Here is a 19756-nt window from a genome sequence, read left to right on the forward strand (position 1 = left end):
CTCATGGGAGGTGCTGTCTTTGGGGTCTGTCATTGTGTTTCCGAATGTAAGCCCCTCGTCTATGATCGAAGATAGACCAAACCCGGACGACACGGGCCTCGGGCGTCCGTGGCAACAGGTCGCAGTGCAACAGGAAGGGGACCCTATGTTCAGCCAGTGTATCCGTCGTATTGCCGTCATTGCGACGCTCGCCTTGGCATCTCCTGCCCTGGCGCAGAATGATGACGCCGCGCTCTCCGCGATCGTCGAGGCGTGGCTCGCGGCGCCGCACGGCGACTACCGGTCGCCGGCGTTCACGTACTGGAATGCGGAAGGCGAGGTACCGACGAACTGTGCGGCCTGCCATTCCCAGCCGGGCTTTATCGACTTTTTGGGCGCAGATGGCAGCACGGCGGGCGTCGTCGATACCCCGGCGGCAATCAATGCGCCCATCGGATGCGCCTCCTGCCATACCACCGCCGCGCATGAGCTCGACGCGGTGACGTTTCCATCGGGCGTCAGTGTCGCGGCGTTGGGCGGGTCGGCGGTCTGCACGGCCTGCCATCAGGGGCGTGCGTCCAGCGACACGGTCGCCGCACGGGTCGAGGGCCTCGACGAGGACGCGGTCGTCTCCGAGCTCGGCTTCATCAACGTGCACTATGCTGTCGCGGCGGCGACGCTGCACGGCGCGCACGTTCGCGGCGGCTACCAGTATGCCGGGCGCGACTATGTAGGGCGCTTCCCGCACGTGCCGAGCGCGAGCAACTGTACCTCCTGCCATGATCCCCACACGACCCGGGTCGCCACCGAGACGTGCCTGAGCTGTCACCGCGGCGTCGACGAGATCACCGCGATCCGCACACGCCACGGCGACTTCGACGGCGACGGTAACACCGCCGAAGGCATTCACGGCGAAATCGAGACCCTGCGCACCCGCCTCGGCGAAGCGATCGTCCGCTATGCCGAAGAGGTCTCAGAAAAGCCGATCGGCTACGCCGCGGATACCTTCCCCTATTTCTTCGCCGACAGCGACGGAAATGGCGACATCAGCCCCGACGAGGCCATCTTCCCCAACCGCTACCAGAGCTGGACGCCGCGCCTGCTGAAGGCGGCCTACAACTACCAGTTCGCGAAGAAGGACCCCGGCGCCTACGTTCACAACCCCGGCTATGTATTGCAACTGCTTCACGACAGCCTCGCGAGCCTGGCGGAGCGCATCGAGGTGGAGGTGCCGGCGCAACGGCGCCAATGACGGGCACCTGGTTACCTCTCGATATGGTGATAGGCCTCACCCGCGTCGCGCAAGACAAGCGCCCGGCGCGCCTGGCGAATCAGCCACAGCCCGAACAGCGAGATTCCTCCCAGCAGGGCGAAGAGCGGGGTGTAGCGTCCGACCAGGCCGTGCAGCAGGGTGACCAGCGGTAACCCCAGCAGGACACCGCTGTAGGTGAACACCAGGCAGCCGCCGGCGGCGTCGGCGATGCGTTCGGGTGGGGCCAAATGGGTGATCTCGGCCATGAAGACACCGTTCCAGCCCAATGAAGAAAGGCTCAGCAGACACAGCAGCGTGACCACCAGCCACTGCGGCCAGGCCGGCGTCATCACGGCCACGAGCAAGGCGCCTGCGGTGGTCGTGCAGGCAATGATGGCGAGCGTGATCAGACGGTCGCCCAGGCGATCGCCGACCCAGCCCCAGCCGATGCGCCCCACCACACCGCTGACCTGCACCGCCGACATCACCAGGCCTGCTTGCACCAGGCCGAAGGCGAGATCCTCGACCAACAAGGCCACGGTGAAGGCCGAGACCGATAGCTGGATAGCCGAGAAGCACAGGCTGAACAGGGCGACATGGCGCAGCGCGCGCTGCCGCCATACCAGCAGCAGGCCGGCAAAGGGGGTGACGAGCAGTTGGGTACGCGGTTCTCGCTGGTCGTCCCACGCTTGCCGTGTGCGCTGAAGGGCGAGAATTCCCCCCGCTGCCAGCGCCGTGAGCGTGAGCAGGCCGGCCTGCCAGCCCACCGTCAGGGCAAGTGCCGGGGCGCTGGCACCGGCCAACACCCCGCCGAGCGGCACGCCGGCCTGCTTGAGCGAGAAGATCAGCCCGCGATGCTCGGCTGGGGTGAAGCGCACCAGCAGCACCGAGGCGGAAGGATTGGTCATGCCGTAACCCAGCCCGGCAATCAAGGAAGCCAACGCGAAGACCGGCAGCGATGGAATGGCCAGCAGGGCGGCCGCGCTGCCCAACAGGCCCAGCGAGAGCTGACTGGTACGGCACGGGCCCAGGCGTCGGGTCAACGGCCCGCCGATCATCGCTGACAGCATGGCGCCGGCGAAGATCAGGCTGACCTGCAGGCCCACCGTGGCTGAGGAGACCCCCAGCGCTGCTGCCAGTTCCGGGGCGATGGCGGCAGGAAACAGGGCCACCAGCGAGGAGAAGGCCAGCACCAAGGTGGTGGCCAGCAGGACGATCAACGGCACGATGTCAATCAACCTTCTCGCGGGGGACCTGGCGCAGGTGGCTGGCGGTCTGGCCGCCGGGCAGCGCGGCGATCAGGTCGGCGGCCTGGAGCAGTGCCGGCAGGTCGATGCCGGTGGCGACCCCGCCGCCGTGCAGGGCGTAGAGCAGGTCCTCGGTGGCGGTGTTGCCGGTGGCGCCGGGGGCGAAGGGGCAGCCGCCCAGGCCCGAGCAGGCGGTGTCCACCGCCGTGGCGCCGTGGTGGATGGCGAACAGCGCATTGGCCACGCCCATGCCGTAGGTGTCGTGGCCATGGAAGGCCCACCCAAGCCCCGGCTGAGCGTGACGCTCACGCAGGCGGGAGAAGTGGTCGGCCACCTGGTAGGGGCTGGCGCGGCCGGTGGTGTCGCACAGGGCCACCTCCAGCGGCAGCTCGCCGGCCAATTCGAGTGCCCTGCCGAGCACGCGATCGACCTGCTGCCAGGAGACGGTGCCCTCGAAGGGGCAGTCGAAGCTGGTGCCCAGGTCGAGGCGCAAGCGGGTGCCTTCGCTCTGGCGCAGGCAAGCGATGACCCGGCCCAGATCCTCTAGCGACTCGTCGGGGCTGCGCCGCACGTTGCTCTGGTTGTGCGACTCCGATACCGAGACCACGTAGACCACCTCGCGGATGCCGCATGCCAGCGCCCGCTCGGCGCCCTTGAGATTGGGCACCAGCGCCGAGAGGCGCACGTCAGGTCGGTCGGCGAAGGCCGCCACCAGTTCGCCGGTGTCGGCCATCTGCGGAATCGCCTTGGGGCTGACGAAGGAGCCGATCTCCAGGCGCGCCACCCCGGCGTCGAGCAGCGCCTCGATGCAGCGCCGCTTGTCGATGGTAGGCAGCGGGTCGCGGATCGACTGGAAGCCGTCGCGGGGGGCGACCTCGACGATTTCCACGTGTGGCGGTGGCTTGAGTGCCGTCATGACACGCTCTCCTTGGTAGACGAGATACCGCGTTCCCGCAGCCAGTTGATCACACCGCCGGCGGTGAGAATGGCCACCTGGCGCGGGCTTAGCTCATGCACGAGCTCGAGCGGAGCGCCGTCGAGCGTGGCCTGGATGCGCCTCCCGGCGGCCAGTTGGCGCGTCAGGTCGTCGATGGCCAGGGTCTGCCCCTGCTCGATCCGGTCGTAATCCGTCGGGTCGGCGAAGGTCAGCGGCAACACCCCGAAGCAGGGCAGATTCTGCCAGTGGATCCGCGCAATGCTTTTGGCGATCACCACCTGCAGGCCGAGCAATCGTGGCACCAGCGCGGCGTTCTCGCGACTCGAGCCCTGCCCGTAGTTGCTGCCGCCGATGATGGCGTGCCCCGCATCGCCACGCTCCCTGGCGCGCGCCACGTAATCCGGGGCCAGCGCCTCGAAGGTGTGCTCGGCCGAAGCATGGACGTTGCTCCACAGCGGCAGCACGCGTGCGCCGGCGGGCATGATGTCGTCGGTGGAGACGTTGTCGCCGGTCTTGAGCAGGATGGGAACCTCGATGCGGTCGGGCGGCGGGTTCAGCACCGGCAGCGGCGGCGTGTTGTCGGTGGCGAGCAGCGACACGTGCCGTGCGCGCTCGGGAGGCAGCGGTGGCACGAACCAGTCGTCGCTGAGCGTCATGCGCGCCGGCTCGCGCACGTGCGGGTAGGGCATGGCGAGGGTGCGCGGGTCGGTGATCGTGCCCGTCAGAGCCGAGGCCGCCGCGGTTTCCGGGCTGCACAGGAAGACGCTGTCCTCCCGGGTACCGGAGCGACCCGGGAAGTTGCGCGGCACGGTGCGCAGGCTGTTGCGCCCGGCGGCGGGGGCCTGACCCATGCCGATGCAGCCGTTGCAGCCCGGCTGGTGCAGGCGCGCGCCGGCTTCGACCAGGGCCGCGAGGTGGCCTTCGGCGATCAGCGCGGACAGCACCTGGCGAGTCGAGGGGTTGATGTCCAGCGAGACCTCGCTGGACACGCGGCGCCCCTTGACGACTTCGGCCACCACTGCGAAATCGCGGTAGCCGGGATTGCCGGAGGAGCCGATATAGGCCTGATGCAGCGGTTCTCCCGCGACCTGGGCAACAGGGACCACCTTGTCGGGGCTGGAAGGCAGCGCGATCAGCGGCTCCAGCGCCGCCAGGTCGATATGCTCGTCGCGGTCATAGCGACAGCCCGCGTCGGCGGTCAGCGGTTGCCAGTCGGCCCCCCGATCCCGCGCGCGCAGAAAGTCTCGCGTCACCTCGTCGCTGGGAAAGACGCTGGCGGTGGCGCCCATTTCGGTACCCATGTTGGCCAGCACATGGCGATCCATGGCGTCCAGAGTGGCCAGGCCGGGGCCGTAGTACTCGAGAATGCAGTTCCTGGCTCCGGCGACTCCGTGGCGGCGCAGCAGCTCGAGAATGACATCCTTGGCACTGACCCAGTCGGGCAGCTCGCCCTCCAGGCGGACGCCGATGACTTCGGGCATCGGCAGGTAGAGCGGCTCGCCGGCCATGGCCATGGCCACTTCGATGCCACCGGCACCGATGGCCAGCATGCCCAGGGCGCCGGCGGCGGTGGTGTGGCTGTCGCAGCCCACCAGACTCTGGCCGGGCACGCCGAATCGCTCCATGTGCACGGGGTGGCTGATGCCGTTCCCCGGCCCGCTGTACCACACGCCAAGGCGTTCGCAGGCGCTCTTCAGGAAGAGATGGGCATCGGCGTTGATATTGTCCGGCTGCAGCAGGGTGTGGTCGATGTATTGCACGCTGGGGGTGGTGTGTACTCGTTTCAGGCCCATGGCATCGAGCTCAAGCATGACCAGGGTGCCGAGAATGTCCTGCAGCAGCGCCTGGTCCATGCGCAGGGCAATCTCCTGGCCTGGAACCATCTCGCCACCCACCAGGTGGGCCCGGATCAGCTTATGACTCAGGGTGTCAGCCATGGGGTACCTCCTCGTCGAGACCGTGGCGCAGACGGGGCAGGGCGCGGGCGGCATCCATCAGGAACTGCAGGCCGAGCGTGGCAAAGCCGATGGGCAGCAGGGCGTAGGGAAAGACCATCGGCGTGCCCAGCGAACTCGAGACGCGCTCGCTGTATTCGTAGGCCTGCAGCGCCATGATGCCGCCTCGCCACACCAGGATGGCGCAGAACACCACGCCGAGCAGGCCGGTGACGATGTCGATCGCGGCGCGGCTGCGCGGCGGCAGCTTGTCCTTGAAGAAGGTGATGCGGATATGCGCATCGTGGCGCTGGGCTTCGGCGGCGCCGATCACGGCCAGATAGACCAGCAGAAAGGAGTTGATCTCCAGGCTCCAGCTGGTCGGGGCCGCGAAGGCGTAGCGCATGATGGCGTCGTAGCAGATCGACACCATCATGAACACCAGCACCGCCATCGAGGTCCAGCGCAGGACGGCCATCAGGCCGTCCCAGCTGCGCGTGGCAGAAGCGGTCATGGGCGCTCTCCTTATGCCTCGCCCAGGGCCAGCGCAATGGCACGGCTGCCGACTTCTTCGCCGACCTCGCCCTTCCAGTGGTCCCAGACGTCCTGGACGCCGGCATTGAAGGTCTCGAGGTCCTCCTCCGTGGGCTCGATGATCTCGATGCCGGCGTCCTCCACTTGCGGCCAGTACTCGTTGGGATAGATATCGTTGTTGCAGTATTCGATGAAGTTCTCGTCGTACCAGTCGGCGGCCTGCTGCAGCACGCCACGCACGTCGTCGTCGAGGTTGTCCCAGGTGTCGCGCAGCATGAACGGCGCCACCGAGAAGCCGGTGATCGGCAGCTTGTAGCAGTACTTGAGCTGCTCCTGCAGGCTGCGTCCGATGATCGTCGAGATGTTGAAGATACCGGCATCCACGGTGCCGCGTTGCAGCGCCATATAGGTTTCCGACGAGGGGATGCGGGCCGCCCCCACGTTGTAGGGTTCGAAGGCCTGGGTGGCCTCGAAGCCGACGATGCGTATCTTCTTGCCGCGTACCTCGTCGAGGCTGCGGATCGGGCTCTTCTCGGTGCTCCACAGGTACTCGGGTTCGAGGATGCCGCCGCCGGAAGTGAGCAGGTAGAGATTATCCTCGGCGAGCACTTCGTTGATCAGCTCCATCAGCGGACTGCCCTGGCGCAGGCGCTCCGGGTGGCGATAGAGCTCGCCCACGACCCCGGGCAGACCGGTCACGCCGAGGATGGGGATCGAGCGGGTGATGTACGAGAAGGTGTGGAACATGAAGTCGATGCTGCGCGAGCGCAGCGCGGGCAACTGCTCGTCCACCTTGAGCAGCTGGCCGGAATCGTAGAACTCCACCGTCAGCGCATCGCCGCCGCTCTCCTGGAGCATTTCCACGAAGCGATTGGAGCCGTAGGTCAACGCCTTGTAGGAGTCGGGCAGGTAGGTGACTCCGGTGAGGGTGGTGGCGGCGTGGCTGTGGGGAGCGAGCAGGCTCTGGGTACCGAACAGGGTGGCGCCGGCAGTGGCGAAGGTGCCGTACTTGAGTATTTGGCGACGGGACAAGGTCATGGTGAGTCTCCCTTTGTTGTTGTAGCGGTTCATTTCACTGACGTTGCTACGCCGGGGCTACATCAGCCCCGGTAACCACAGGCTGAGGCTGGGCACGAACACGAACAGCATCAGCACGAGGAACTGCACGGCGACGAAGGGCAGGGCGCTCTTGATGATTTCCTCCACCGAGAGTTCGGGGCAGACCCCGCGCAGGGCGTAGAGGTTGAGCCCCACCGGAGGCGTGACTACGGCGATCTCCAGGTTGAGCACCATGACGATGCCGAACCACAGCGGGTCGTAGCCCAGGGCGATGACCAGCGGCAGCAGCACCGGCGTGGTCACCACGATCAGCGACACCGCGTCGACGATCATGCCCAGCAGGATCAGCAGCAGCATCACCGCCAGCAGGATCGCCCAGGCGGGCAGCCCGGTGGCGGTGAGTGCCTCGGTGAGCATCTGGGGCACCCGCACCATGTTGAGGTAGTCGCCGAAGATCTTGGCGCAGCCGATGATCAGCAGAATGGCGCCGCTGATGCGGGCGGTGGTGCCGAGGATCTCGAGGAACTTGGCCCAGCTGAGGCTACGGAACACCAGGGTGGCGATCAGAAAGGCGCCGGCCGCGCCGATGCCGGCGGCCTCGCTCGGGGTGGCCAGGCCCGAGTAGATGGAGCCCAGCACGGCGACCACCAGCAGGGCGGCGTGCCAGATGTTGGCCAGGCTTGCCCAGCGCTGCCTCCAGGTGAAGCGCTCTTTGCTGGCCGGCGCCTCGGCCGGGTTCAGCCGCACACGAAGGTAGATGAACAGCGACAGGGCCAATGCCAGCACGATGCCGGGCACGATGCCGCCGATGAACAGGTCGGCCACCGAGACGCTGGACACCGCCCCGTAGATGATGAACGGCACGCTGGGGGGAATCAGCATGGCCAGCGCGCCGGCGCTGACCACGGCACCGGCCGCCAGCGAGCGGCTGTAGCCGCGCTGGAGCATCTGCGGCACGGCGATGGAGCCCACCGCGGCGACGCCGGCGAGGCTCACCCCCGAAACGGCACCGAACATCGCCGAGGCACCCACCGAGGAGATCGCCAGGCTGCCGCGCAGCCAGTTGAGCCAGCGCACCGCGGCGGTGAACAGGCTCGAACCCACCGGTGTCGCCCCGAGGAAATTGCCCATCAGGATGAACAGCGGCAGGGCGATCAGCTCGAAGGCGTTGAGCTGGCCGAACAACGACGACGGGGCGAAGAAGAACGCCAGCGAGCCGCGGGCCATGTAGAGGCCGATCAGCCCCGACAGCCCCAAGGCGAGGAAGATCGGAAAGCCGATCACGATCAGCCCCACGAGGACGACCAGAACGATGATGGGCTCCATGGCGGCCTCCTCAGATCACACCGTCGGCGCGCAAGGCCTCGATGGCCTCGGCGGTGAGTCCGAGCCAGTCGGAGAGCACGGCCGCGGTGTGCTCGCCCAGGGCCGGACCTACGTGGCGCACCCGCCCCGGCGTCTCGCTGAGGCGCGGGAACACGTTCTGCATGGGCAGCGGTCGGCCCCGGCGATCGGGGACCTCGACGATCGATTCGCGGGCCTGGAAGTGGGGGTCGTCGAGCATGTCGGGGGCGCGGTAGACGAGGCCTGCCGGTACCCCGGCATCGGCCAGGATATCGACGACGTGCTGGGCATCGTGCTGCTGTGTCCAGGCGGCGATCAGGTCGTCGATGGCCTGCTGGTTGTCGCCGCGGGCCCGGTGGGTGGCGTAGTCGGGATGGTCGGCCAGGCGCGGCTGGCCCATCGCCTCGCACAGCCGGCGGAACACGGTGTCCTGGTTGGCGCCGATGATAATGTCGCGTCCGTCGCGGGCCGGATAGGCGTTGGAGGGCGCGATCTTGGGCAGGAAGCTGCCGCTGCGCTCGCGTACCTTGCCGGCGCGGGCATATTCGGGGATCAGGTTCTCCATCATCGCCAGCACCGACTCGAAGATCGAGCTGTCGACTACCTGTCCGTGGCCGGTACGATCGCGCTGATGCAGCGCCATCATGGTGCCCAGTGCGGCGTGCAGCCCGGCCAGGGTGTCGCCCAGTGAGATGCCGACGCGCACCGGCGGACGGTCCGGATAGCCGCTCAGGTAGCGCAGCCCGCCCATGGCCTCGCACACCGAGGCGAAGCCGGCGCGCGAAGCGTAGGGGCCATCCTGGCCGAAGCCGGTGACCCGTACCATCACCAGCCCGGGGTTGTCGCGGGAGAGTGTGTCGTAGCCCAGCCCCCAGCGCTCCATGGTGCCGGGGCGAAAGTTCTCGACCAGCACGTCGGCCTGACCAGCCAGCTCGCGCAGCAGTTCCTGGCCCCGCGGCTGCCGAAGGTCGAGGGTCACCGACTGCTTGTTGCGGGCGATGACGTTCCACCACAGGGGCTCGCCGTTCGCAGGGTCCGCCTCGCCCCACTGGCGCATGGCGTCGCCCTTTCCGGGTGGCTCGACCTTGGTCACCTGGGCACCGAAGTCGGCGAGCACCTGGCCGCAGTACGGGCCGGCGATCAACTGACCAAGCTCGAGAACCTTGATGTCGTCGAGGGGGAGCGGGGGAGTGGTGTCGTGTGTCGTCATTGTTGTTGTGCTGCCTCTCGCTGGGGCTGGATCAGCCGGGAAGTGCCTGTGGGTCGTCAGGCGCGTCGGGGAATCGCACGTGCAGGGCCTGAGCGGCCAGCAGATGGGAGCGCATCACGCTCTCGGCCCAGGTGGGGCTGCCGGCGGCGATCGCCTCGAGGATCTCACGATGGTGGCGCATGCTGCGGCGCAGGTTGGCCAGGTCGTAGTTACCGAAGTTGCGCCGGATCACCGAGGTCCGCACCACGCCGTCGAGCACCGCTGCCAGGCGCTGGTTGTCGCTCGCGGCGATCAGCTCTCGGTGAAACTCGTGGTTGAGCCGTGCGATCTCGTTGCGCATTTCCGGTTCCCGCTCGATGCGCTCGACGAGGGCTTCCATGCGGTTGGCCAGTGTTTCGAGATACACCAGGCGGGTTCGTTCCATCCGCTCGCTGGCCAGCCTCACGGCCATGGGCTCGAGCACCAGGCGCAGTTCGAAGACCTCGCGAGCGTCCCGCTCGGTCCAGGCCACAACCCGTGCACCGTGGTGCGGAATCGCCTCCAGCCAACCCTCGGATACCAGCTCGCGTAGCGCCTCGCGTACCGGGGTGCGGCTCACGCCGAGCTCCCGTGCGACGCTGGCCTCGCGCACGTACTCCCTGGCTCGGTAGTGGCCGTCGAGGATTCGTTGCTTGACCACGTTGTGGACCTCGGCGGTGGCGGTTCGCACCGCACGAGGTGTTTCGGCAATGGCAGGTTGCGTCATCGTCGTCTCACAGATTGCATGCAATTTAGACTATAGAAACGAATTCCTCGGGCCATTAACGCGACATTGGTCGAAGATTGCATGCAATTCGGATGGGGATAACACGGAACGCGCTTCTGGGCCTCATTGCCGGCGTCTCGGTGTGGGGTGACATTCAGCATGCAGGGGGCGGCCGGAGGAGGGCGCCAATCTTCAGGCATGAGGTAAAGGCTCATGCTCCTGTTGTAGGTATTTTTCCTACACCGCTTGTCGGTTATTTCCTACAAGAGAACTTATCTCAGGTTAACGGTGTTTTGCTGGAAGGCTGCCATGCTGTCGATAAGGGCAAGGAAGCTCCGCAAGGAAGCCGGGTCAGGAAGACGCCACCCCAAGGATGCCCGGTGAGGATGACCGGGAGAGCGGCAAGGACGCAAGGGTTCGCCCGGCCGCAAGGCCGGGCTCTCTACCTATTCCTACCTTTAGACAGATCCCCTTTGCTTTGGCTCGCTATCGTAACGCTTACGTTCCCCCAAGCCTGAAAAAGCCGCCATCCAGGCGCTGATTCTTTGCTTTCGCTTCATTGCCCGCGGGGTGATGATGGAGAGTCGGCTGCCATGGGAGCGAAGGGGCGGCGCCGTAGAGCAGAGCGGGTCGGCGAAAGCGAGCGCATCGCTAGCGTTGATCAGTTATTTTAGAATGATCTGCTATAACCATGCGTATCCTTTCAACGGGTGACGGGATGTCCAATTCAGACTGGCGGGCCAGGGCTCGTCGATTCACGCTCGCCGGGCTGCCGGCCGGCCTGCCGTCGGTGGCGTTCGCCTCGGCGGGGCTGGGAGCCATGCCGGCCGTCGGCTGGAGCGTGGCGGCGCTGGTCGTGGCGCCGGTTCTGGCACTGGCCGGTCTGGCATACCGCCGCAGATTGCTGAGTGAAGTCGAGCGGCTGCGGGTCAGCCGCGAAGAGCTGACCACCATTCTCGACAGCCTCGACGCCTGCATCTACGTCAAGTCGAGCGATTTCCGCTACCAATACGTCAATCGCAAGGGCTGCGAGCTCGTCGGACTGCCGGCCGAGTCGGTCCTGGGCAAGACCGACCGTGATCTCTTCGATTCGGTCACGGCGGCGGAGCTGCACTTCAATGACCGGCGGGTCATCGAGCAGGGCGAGAAAGTCGTCACCTTCCTGTCGATCAAGCTGCCGTTGCGCCGGGCCGATGGCTCGATTCATGCACTCTGCGGGATCTCCACCGACGTCACCGAGTATCGCGAGATCCAGGAGAGCAAGCACCGGCTGACCTTCTACGATTCGCTGACCGGGCTGCCCAACCGGCGCCTGCTGCTCGATCGCCTGGAGATGGTGGTCAAGGGCACACGTCGCAGCGAGCGCTACGCGGCCCTGCTGTTCATCGATCTGGACGACTTCAAGGTCATCAACGAGACCCAGGGGTTGCAGCGGGGCGACCGCTTCCTGCGACGGGTGGCGCAGAAGCTGGAAGAGGTCGTGCGCGAGAGCGACACCCTGGCGCGGCTGGGGGCCGATGAGTTCGTGCTGCTCATTCACGACCTCGGCCTCGACGTGGAGCAGGCGGCCCATGCCGCCGAACGCGTGGCCGAGAAGTTGCTGGGCCAGATCACGAGCGCCCAGGCCGACGACGAACAGGTACTGGCCCTGCCGATCTCGGCGAGCATTGGCATCACCTTGTTTGCCAACGGCCAGGCCAACGTCGACAGCGCCATGCGCCAGGCCGACATGGCCCTGCAGCAGGCCAAGTTGGCGGGCGGCAATACCCTGCGTTTCTTCAACGCCGACATGCAGGCCGACGTGATGGAGCGGGTCCATCTCGAGGCCGACCTGCACCAGGCGCTGGCCCGCGACGAGCTGCGCCTGCACTACCAGGTCCAGGTGGACGACCGCGCCAGGGTGACCGGCGTCGAGGCGCTGATTCGCTGGGAGCACCCGCGCCGTGGCCTGGTCCCCCCCGGCCTATTCATTCCGCTGGCGGAGAAGAACCGGCTGATACTGCCGATCGGCTACTGGGTGCTGGAGACCGCCTGCCGTCAGCTGGCCGCCTGGTCGCAGGAGCGCGGCAAGGAAGCGCTGACGATCTCGGTCAACGTCAGCTCGGTGCAGTTTCACCAGCCCGACTTCGTCGCCCGCGTGCAGCACACCCTGGAGGGAACGGGGGCCGACCCCGCGCGCCTGGTCCTCGAGGTCACCGAGAGCCTGCTGATGGAAGAGCCGGAGCGGGTGCGCAACATCATGCTGCGCCTCAGCAAGCTCGGCATCCGCTTCTCCCTCGACGATTTCGGCACCGGCTATTCGTCGCTGAACTACCTGAAGCGGCTCCCCCTGGACGAGCTCAAGATCGACAAGTCGTTCATCGAAGGCGTGCTCGACGATCCGGTCGATGCCGCCATCGTCACCACTACCATCACCCTGGCGAACAGCCTCGGGCTCGAGGTCACGGCCGAGGGCGTCGAGACGGAGGCGCAGCACCGCTGGCTGCTGGAGCATGGCTGCGAGGCCTTCCAGGGCTATCTGTTCGGCCGCCCGCTGGCGCTGGAGGAGCTGGCCCTGGGCGAGCAGGCCAGCGCCACGCTCCCCTGAGCCAAGTCGGGCACGAGTCGCGCTTCCTCCTCTTCCTGCGGCCGCTGGGGTAAGCTGGGCGTGTCGAGTCGCAGAGAAGCGCGCTTCTTCACCACGATCATTCACAACGGAGACCTTTCATGTCCTTTAGACCCTTGCTTGCTGCCGCCGTGCTGATCCTGCCGCTCACGGCCATGGCCGAGTCACCCAACATCGTGCCGGGTCAGTGGCAGTTTTCCAGCACGACGACCGTCAAGGGCGACGTGCCGATTCCCGACCAGACCGACAGCCACCAGGAATGCATCGCCCAGGGCGACCTGGACGACGCCGATTTCCAGTTCCTCGAAGTGGAGGAGGGCTGTGAGCTGCTCGAGCACAACGTCTCGGCGGATGGGGTCGACTACAAGATGATCTGTCGCGCCGACGGTGGCGAGGCCAATATCGACGGCCGCATGGATTTCCTGGGCGAGCGCGTCGAGGGCAGCGTGAACATCGACACCGAATCGCCCATGGGGCAGATGCTGCTGGAGACCAGCATCGAGGGCGAGCGACTCGGCGACTGTTGAGGGCATGGCCGAGCCGGATGATGACGGGGCCACCCTTGGGGTGGCCCTTTGCATGCGCATCAGGCTGGAAGTCATGCCGATTCTTCCTTGCCGCTTCCGTCCGCAACGGGACGAATGAACGCCACCAGGCCGCTCGTCATGTCACGTTGACCATCTCGAATCCTCTGGCTATAGCTCTAGTGTCTTTCATGGAAGGAATGTGCCGGGAGTCCGAAGCCGAGCACTGTCGATGCTATCGGAGGGCAGGTATGAGTGAACTGGTCAGCGACTTCATCATCAGCCGTCTGGGCGAGTGGGGCGTCAAGCGCATCTACGGGTATCCAGGCGACGGCAGCAACGGGATCATGGGGGCTCTGAACCGAGCGGGCGACCGCTTCGAGTTCATCCAGACGCGCCACGAGGAAATGGCGGCGTTCATGGCTTGCGCTCATGCCAAGTTCACCGGCGAGGTCGGGGTCTGTACAGCGACATCCGGACCGGGGGCCATCCATCTGCTCAATGGGCTCTACGACGCCAAGAAGGATCACCAGCCCGTGGTTGCAGTCGTCGGCCAGCAGGCGAGGGCCGCGCTGGGGGGCGAGTACCATCAGGAGGTGGATCTCGTCTCGCTGTTCAAGGATGTTGCCCACGAATTCGTCTACATGGCGACCAGTCCCGCCCAGGTCCGTCATCTGATCGACCGCGCGATGCGTATCGCGCTGTCGGAGCGCACCGTGACCGCCATCGTCATACCCAACGACCTGCAGTCGCAGCCGGCGGTACAAACGCCAGCGCATGCCCACGGCACCGTCCACTCGGGGGTCGGCTATGCGCGGCCGCGCGTGGTGCCTCATGAAGAGGAGCTGCGGCGCGCCGCCGCCGTGCTCAACGAGGGCGAGCGAGTCGCCATCCTGGTGGGTGCCGGGGCGCTGGGCGCCGTCGACGAGGTGATCCAGGTGGCGGAGCGGCTCGGCGCCGGGGTCGCCAAGGCGCTGCTCGGACGCGCGGCGCTGCCCGACGACTTGCCCTTCGTGACGGGCTCGATCGGATTGCTGGGAACCAACGCCAGCTGGGAGCTGATGGCCAACTGCGACACGCTGCTGATGATCGGCTCGGGGTTTCCCTATTCCGAATTCCTGCCCGAGGAGGGGCAGGCGCGCGGCGTACAGATCGACATCGATCCGCGCATGCTGAGCATTCGATACCCGATGGAAGTGAATCTGGTCGGCGACAGTGCGGGTACGCTGCAGGCCTTGCTACCGCATCTCGAGCAAAAGACCGACCGCGACTGGCGCGAGCATATCGAGAAGAGCGTTGCCCAGTGGTGGGAGGTGCTCGAGCAGCGTGCCATGGCCGAAGCCGACCCGATCAACCCACAGCGCGTTTTCTGGGAACTGTCGCCGAAGCTGCCCGACAACTGCATCCTGACCAGCGATTCCGGCTCCGCGGCGAACTGGTATGCGCGTGACCTCAAGCTGCGCCGCGGCATGATGGCCTCGCTCTCCGGTGGCCTGGCCTCCATGGGCAATGGCGTGCCTTATGCCATTGCCGCCAAGTTTGCCTACCCGGATCGCGTCGCCATCGCCTTGGTCGGCGATGGGGCGATGCAGATGAACGGCTGTGCGGAGCTTGTCACCGTTGCCAAGTACTGGCAGCGCTGGGCCGATCCGCGCCTGATCGTCATGGTCCTCAATAACCAGGACCTCAATCAGGTGACCTGGGAAATGCGCGTGATGGAGGGCGACCCGAAGTACGAGGCGTCGCAGAACATCCCCGACTTCCCCTATGCCGAGTATGCCGACCTGATCGGCCTCAAGGGAATCAAGGTCACCGAGCCCGAGGCCCTGGCCGGTGCCTGGGATCGCGCCCTGACGGCCGACCGCCCGGTGGTGCTGGAGGTCGTCACCGACCCCAACATTCCGCCGATTCCGCCCCATATCAAGCGTGAGCAGGCCCAGGCCTACATGTCGGCGCTGCTGCACGGCGATCCGGAGGCGCTGGGTACCGTCAAGGCCTCGTTCAAGCAGTTTGCGCGGCAGTTCGTGCCCAAGGTGCGCCGGCATTGACTGAGCGGGGCCGGCGCGCTCGTGGCCCCGGCGCACGCCATATCGGGTTACGAGTTCGGCGCGCGTGCCATCTCTTCTTCCAGGCGCTGGCGGATCACGCCGGGCGAACCGGTGCGGCGGGCCAGCAGGTCGTAGGCCACCGGCACCACGAACAGGGTGAAGAAGGTGGCGGCCGCCACGCCTGCCATGATGACGGTGCCGATCACCATGCGCGCCTCGGAGCCCGCACCGCTGGAGACGATCAACGGAATGGCGCCGGCCATGGTGGTCACGGCGGTCATCAGGATCGGCCGCAGGCGGGTCACCGAGGCATCGAGCAGGGCGTCGCGAAAGGCGAGGCCCTGGTCGCGCAGCTGGTTGGCGAACTCCACGATCAGGATGCCGTTCTTGGCCGCCAGCCCGATCAGCATCACCAGGCCCACCTGGCTGTAGATATTGAGCGACTGGCCGGTGAGCAGCAGGCCGAGCAGGGCGCCGCTCATCGCCAGCGGCACGGTGAGCATGATCACGAAGGGATGGACGAAGCTCTCGAACTGCGCCGCCAGCACCAGGAACACCACCAGCGCGCCCAGCACCAGCAGGAAGGTGGTCGCGCCGCTGGCCTCGCGGTAATCCCGCGAGGGGCCGGCCACGTTGGTCTGGGCTTCCGGCGGGAGGATCTCGGCGGCCGTCCGCTCCAGGTACTCGAGGGCCTCGCCCAGCGGATAGCCGCCCTCCAGGTTGGCCTCGATGGTGATGGCGCGGATCCGGTTGAAGCGGTTGAGCGTGCTGGCGCCGGCGAAGTCGGTCAGGGTCACCAGGCTCGCCAGGGGAATCAGCTCGCCCGAGCGGGCCGAGCGCACCTGGATGTTGTCCAGCGCGCGCGGGCTGTTCTGCCTGGCGCGGTCGCCCTCGACGATGACGTCGTACTCTTCGCCGTTGTCGACGTAGCGGGTCACGTTGCGCCCGCCCAGCATGACCTCCAGGGTGCGCCCGATCTCGCTTACCGTGACCCCGAGCGATGCCGCGCGCTCGTAGTCGATGTCCACCCGCAGCTGCGGCTGGGTTTCGCGGTAGTCGCTCTCCAGGTCTGACAGGCGCGGGTTGTGTTCGCGAATGTGCTCGAGCATCAGGTCGCGCCACTCGGCGAGCTGTTCGTAGGTGCCGCCGCCGAGCACGAACTGCACCGGCTTCTGCACGCGCTGGCCGAAGCCTTGGCGCATCACCGGGATGGCCTGGATGCCGGGCAGGTCTGCCAGGCGCCGGCGCACGTCGTCCATGATCTCCCAGGCGCTGCGTCGCTCCCCCCACTCGGCCAGGTTGATGATGGCGAAGCCGCCGTTGAAGTTCTCGATGTTGCCGAAGCCGCGCGGGGCGCGCACCACCACGCGCTCGAGCTCGCCCGTATCCACCAGTGGCTGCAGGCGCAGTTCGATCTCGTCCATGTAGTCCATCATGTAGTCGAAGGTGGCGCCCTCCGGCCCGTTGATCAGGATGAAGAAGTTGCCGCGATCTTCGCGCGGGGTGTACTCGTTGGGCAGCCGCTCGGCCATCCACAGGGTGGCGACCACCAGCGCGACGAACACCGCCAGCACGGCCAGGCGCGCCTTGAGCACCGCTTCGAGCAGCGTACGGTAGAGGCGCTGCGAGCGCTCGAGCAGCCACTGCACGCCACGCGCTGCCAGGCTGTCGTCCATGCCCGGCTTCAGGATCTTCGAGGCCATCATCGGCGTGAGGGTCAGCGCCAGCAGGCTGGAGATGGCCACCGCCGCGGCCATGGTCAGGGCGAACTCGGAAAACAGGCGGCCCACGTTGCCCTGCAGGAAGCTGAGCGGCACGAACACCGCGATCAGTACCAGGGTGGTGGCGATCACGGCGAAGGCGATCTGGCGGGTGCCGCGGAAGGCCGCCACCAGCGGCGTCTCGCCGTAGTCGTGCATGCGGCGGTTGATGTTCTCCAGCACCACGATGGCGTCGTCGACGATCAGCCCGATGGCCAGCACCAGTGCCAGCAGCGTGAGCAGGTTGATCGAGAACCCCATCACCGCCAGCGCGATGAACGAACCGACAATGGCGATGGGCACCGTCACCGCGGGGACCAGAGTGGTACGCACGTTGCCGAGGAACATGAAGATCACCACCACCACCAGCCCCATGGCGATGAACAGCGTCAGCACCACCTGCTCGATGGCACCTGCCACGAACACCGAGGCGTCGAAGTTGAGGCTCAGCTCCATGCCCTCGGGCAGGGTGGCCTGCAGCCGCTGCATCTCCGCCTGGACGCCCTGGGAGAGTTCCAGCACGTTGGCAGTGGACTGCATCATCATGCCGAGCCCCACCATCGGCACGCCGTTGGCGCGGAAGATCGAGCGATCGTCCACCGAGCCGACCTCGACCCGGGCCACGTCGCCCAGGCGGATCAGATAGCCATCGCTGCCCTGGCCGATGGCCAGGCGCTGGAAATCTTCCGCTACGGCGAAGGCGCGTGGCAGGCGCACGATGAACTGGCGCTCGCGGGATTCGATCGCGCCGGCGGGCAGCTCGACGTTTTCGGCGCGCAGTGCGTTTTCCACGTCGCCGACGGTGAGGTCTCGCGCGGCCAGGGCGTTGCGGTCGATCCATACGCGCATGGCGTAGTCGCTGCCGCCGCCCACGCGCACCCGGGCCACGCCGGGCTGCACCGAGAGGCGATCGGCGAGGTAGCGGTTGGCGTAGTCGGTCAGCTCCGGTATGGAGTAGCCCTCGCCGGAGAGGCTCAGCCACAGCACGACATCCTCGCTGGAGTCGGTCTTCTGCACTTCGGGTGGCTCGGCGTCGTCAGGCAGGTTGCGCTGGGCGCCACTGATGCGGTCGCGCACGTCGTTGGCCGCGGCATCGATGTCCATCTCGAGGCCGAATTCGATATTGATCCGCGAGTGGCCGTCCTCGCTCGACGAGGTCACCACCTCGATTCCCTCGATGCCGGCGATGCGGTCCTCCAGCACCTGGGTGATGCGCGACTCGACCACGTTGGCCGCGGCGCCGGGGTAGCGGGTGTCGATGCTGATCACCGGCGGGTCGATGGAGGGATACTCCTGCAGCGAGAGCCGCTGCAGCGAGAGCAGGCCGAAGGCGACGATCAGTAGCGCCAGTACCGTCGCCAGCACCGGCCGCTGGACGGAAACGTCGGACAGGCGCATCAGGCCTCTCCCTCACCGCGATTCGCCTCGAGAATCTCGCGGATCGAACTCTCCTCGCTGGCGATGCCCAGCAGCCGCACCCGATCGCCCTCGCGGGCGCGCTGTACCCCGTGGGAGACCACCAGTTCGTCGGGCTCGAGCCCCTCGAGGATCTCGGCCTGGCCGGTGCGGCGCTCGCCGACCTGCACCTCGCGGCGCTCCAGGCGATTCTCGTCGGCCTCGTCGATCACCAGCACGTACTGACGGTCGCCGCTGGGGATCAGCGCCGACTCGGGCACCACCACGGCCTGGCGTGGGCGGCGCTGCAGCACGACCTCCATCAGCATGCCCGGGCGCAGGCGCAGCTCGGGGTTATCGAGCTCGGCGCGCACCGTGACGCTGCGGCTGACGGGGTCGACCCGGGAGCCGACGCTGGCCACCTCGCCCTCGAAGACCTCGTCGGGAAAGGCCACGCTGCGTGCGCTGAGCGGCAGCCCGGGCGCGAGGATCGCCAGGTAGACCTCCGGCACGCTGAAGTCGAGCTTCATCACGTCGAGCTTGTCCAGCGTGACCAGCTCGGTGCCGGGAGTGACCAGGCTGCCCAGGCTGATGTTGCGAAAGCCCACCACGCCGTCGAAGGGCGCGCGCAGACGGTAGTTGGTCAGCCGCGCCTCCAGCGCCTGGATCTCGGCTTCCACCTGGCGCAGCCGCGCCTGGCTGTCCTCCACGTCGGCCCGCGGCGCCATGTTGCGGCTCTGCAGCTGGCTCAAGCGGTCGACCGCGCCGCGGCGCTCGTCGCGCAGGGCCTGGGCGACGCGCAGCTGGGCGCGCTCCTCGCTATCTTCCAGCCGGATCAGCAGCTGGCCGGCCTCCACCGCTTCACCATCGGTGAAGTTCAGCTCGGCGACGATCTCGGTCACCGTGGCCGAGAGCGTCACGCTCTCGTCGGCGCGCAGGGTGCCAAGCGCCTCCAGCGGGTCGGACCAGGGCTGCAGCTCGGCGCGGGCGCCGATCACCGCGGTGCGCTCCTGGGCCGCCGCAGGCAGGCCGGCCAGGGCGAGCGTGGCGGCCAGCCACGCCAGGCCGGCCAGCGAGGCCAGCCGCCGGGAAACAAAGAGAAGAGGGCGCGATGTGTTCATAGGGGCTCTTGTGATGATTCGGCAGTCGCAGGGGGGCGCATCCTTGGCCGGTTCCTTGACAG

The 19756-nt window shown here is 67.0% G+C and carries 14 protein-coding genes; 4 read left to right on the top strand and 10 right to left on the bottom strand.

Annotated elements, in window-relative coordinates; translation table 11 throughout:
* Positions 1-145: 145 nt before the first annotated feature.
* On the top strand, positions 146-1231 hold the full coding sequence (locus HNO51_RS07050; protein WP_209538828.1) for a cytochrome c3 family protein: 1086 nt from the start codon (positions 146-148) through the stop codon (positions 1229-1231).
* An 11-nt stretch (positions 1232-1242) separates the two neighbouring features.
* Here the strand turns inward: HNO51_RS07050 and HNO51_RS07055 are convergent, their stop codons facing one another.
* From HNO51_RS07055 to HNO51_RS07090, 8 genes are read right to left on the bottom strand one after another with little or no spacing between them, the layout of a single operon-like run.
* Positions 1243-2457 carry an MFS transporter gene (locus HNO51_RS07055; RefSeq protein WP_209538829.1) on the bottom strand — a complete coding sequence of 405 codons (1215 nt, stop codon included), beginning with the start codon at positions 2455-2457 and terminating at the stop codon, positions 1243-1245.
* A 4-nt stretch (positions 2458-2461) separates the two neighbouring features.
* Positions 2462-3394 carry a hydroxymethylglutaryl-CoA lyase gene (locus HNO51_RS07060; protein ID WP_209538830.1) on the bottom strand — a complete coding sequence of 311 codons (933 nt, stop codon included), beginning with the start codon at positions 3392-3394 and terminating at the stop codon, positions 2462-2464.
* Complete coding sequence (locus tag HNO51_RS07065) at positions 3391-5352, bottom strand: aconitate hydratase (protein WP_197450367.1); 1962 nt, start codon at positions 5350-5352, stop codon at positions 3391-3393. Before HNO51_RS07065 ends, HNO51_RS07060 begins: the two co-directional genes overlap by 4 nt.
* A complete protein-coding gene (locus tag HNO51_RS07070) occupies positions 5345-5863 on the bottom strand; it encodes a TRAP transporter small permease subunit (RefSeq protein ID WP_209538831.1) in 519 nt (172 codons plus the stop codon). Before HNO51_RS07070 ends, HNO51_RS07065 begins: the two co-directional genes overlap by 8 nt.
* Before the next feature lie 11 nt (positions 5864-5874).
* Positions 5875-6921 (bottom strand): TRAP transporter substrate-binding protein, encoded by a 1047-nt coding sequence (locus HNO51_RS07075; protein WP_209538832.1) that lies wholly within the window; start codon positions 6919-6921, stop codon positions 5875-5877.
* Positions 6922-6978: 57 nt separating this feature from the next.
* Positions 6979-8268, bottom strand: coding sequence for a TRAP transporter large permease (locus tag HNO51_RS07080; protein WP_197450370.1), 1290 nt, complete (start codon positions 8266-8268; stop codon positions 6979-6981).
* Between the two features lie 10 nt (positions 8269-8278).
* The gene (locus HNO51_RS07085) at positions 8279-9496 is read right to left on the bottom strand and encodes a CaiB/BaiF CoA transferase family protein (protein ID WP_197450371.1); all 1218 of its coding nucleotides are present in this window, start codon (positions 9494-9496) and stop codon (positions 8279-8281) included.
* Positions 9497-9527: 31 nt separating this feature from the next.
* Positions 9528-10241 (bottom strand): GntR family transcriptional regulator, encoded by a 714-nt coding sequence (locus HNO51_RS07090; RefSeq protein ID WP_197450372.1) that lies wholly within the window; start codon positions 10239-10241, stop codon positions 9528-9530.
* A 718-nt stretch (positions 10242-10959) separates the two neighbouring features.
* On the opposite strand from HNO51_RS07090, the gene HNO51_RS07095 reads away from it, so the two are divergent.
* From HNO51_RS07095 to HNO51_RS07105, 3 genes are all read left to right on the top strand, one after another.
* The gene (locus HNO51_RS07095) at positions 10960-12828 is read left to right on the top strand and encodes a putative bifunctional diguanylate cyclase/phosphodiesterase (protein ID WP_242597219.1); all 1869 of its coding nucleotides are present in this window, start codon (positions 10960-10962) and stop codon (positions 12826-12828) included.
* 119 nt (positions 12829-12947) lie between these two features.
* Positions 12948-13373: a DUF3617 domain-containing protein gene (locus HNO51_RS07100; protein WP_197450373.1), complete on the top strand. Its 426-nt coding sequence runs from the start codon at positions 12948-12950 to the stop codon at positions 13371-13373.
* Between the two features lie 248 nt (positions 13374-13621).
* The gene (locus tag HNO51_RS07105) at positions 13622-15418 is read left to right on the top strand and encodes a thiamine pyrophosphate-requiring protein (protein ID WP_209538833.1); all 1797 of its coding nucleotides are present in this window, start codon (positions 13622-13624) and stop codon (positions 15416-15418) included.
* Positions 15419-15465: 47 nt separating this feature from the next.
* On the opposite strand, the gene HNO51_RS07110 is transcribed toward HNO51_RS07105, so the two are convergent.
* Together HNO51_RS07110 and HNO51_RS07115 are read right to left on the bottom strand one after the other, a co-directional pair.
* Positions 15466-18576 (bottom strand): efflux RND transporter permease subunit, encoded by a 3111-nt coding sequence (locus tag HNO51_RS07110; protein WP_209538834.1) that lies wholly within the window; start codon positions 18574-18576, stop codon positions 15466-15468.
* Positions 18576-19694 carry an efflux RND transporter periplasmic adaptor subunit gene (locus tag HNO51_RS07115; RefSeq protein WP_209538835.1) on the bottom strand — a complete coding sequence of 373 codons (1119 nt, stop codon included), beginning with the start codon at positions 19692-19694 and terminating at the stop codon, positions 18576-18578. Before HNO51_RS07115 ends, HNO51_RS07110 begins: the two co-directional genes overlap by 1 nt.
* Between the last annotated feature and the right edge of the window lie 62 nt (positions 19695-19756).

It is taken from the genome of Billgrantia sulfidoxydans (assembly GCF_017868775.1).
GTDB classification, from domain to species: domain Bacteria; phylum Pseudomonadota; class Gammaproteobacteria; order Pseudomonadales; family Halomonadaceae; genus Halomonas; species Halomonas sulfidoxydans.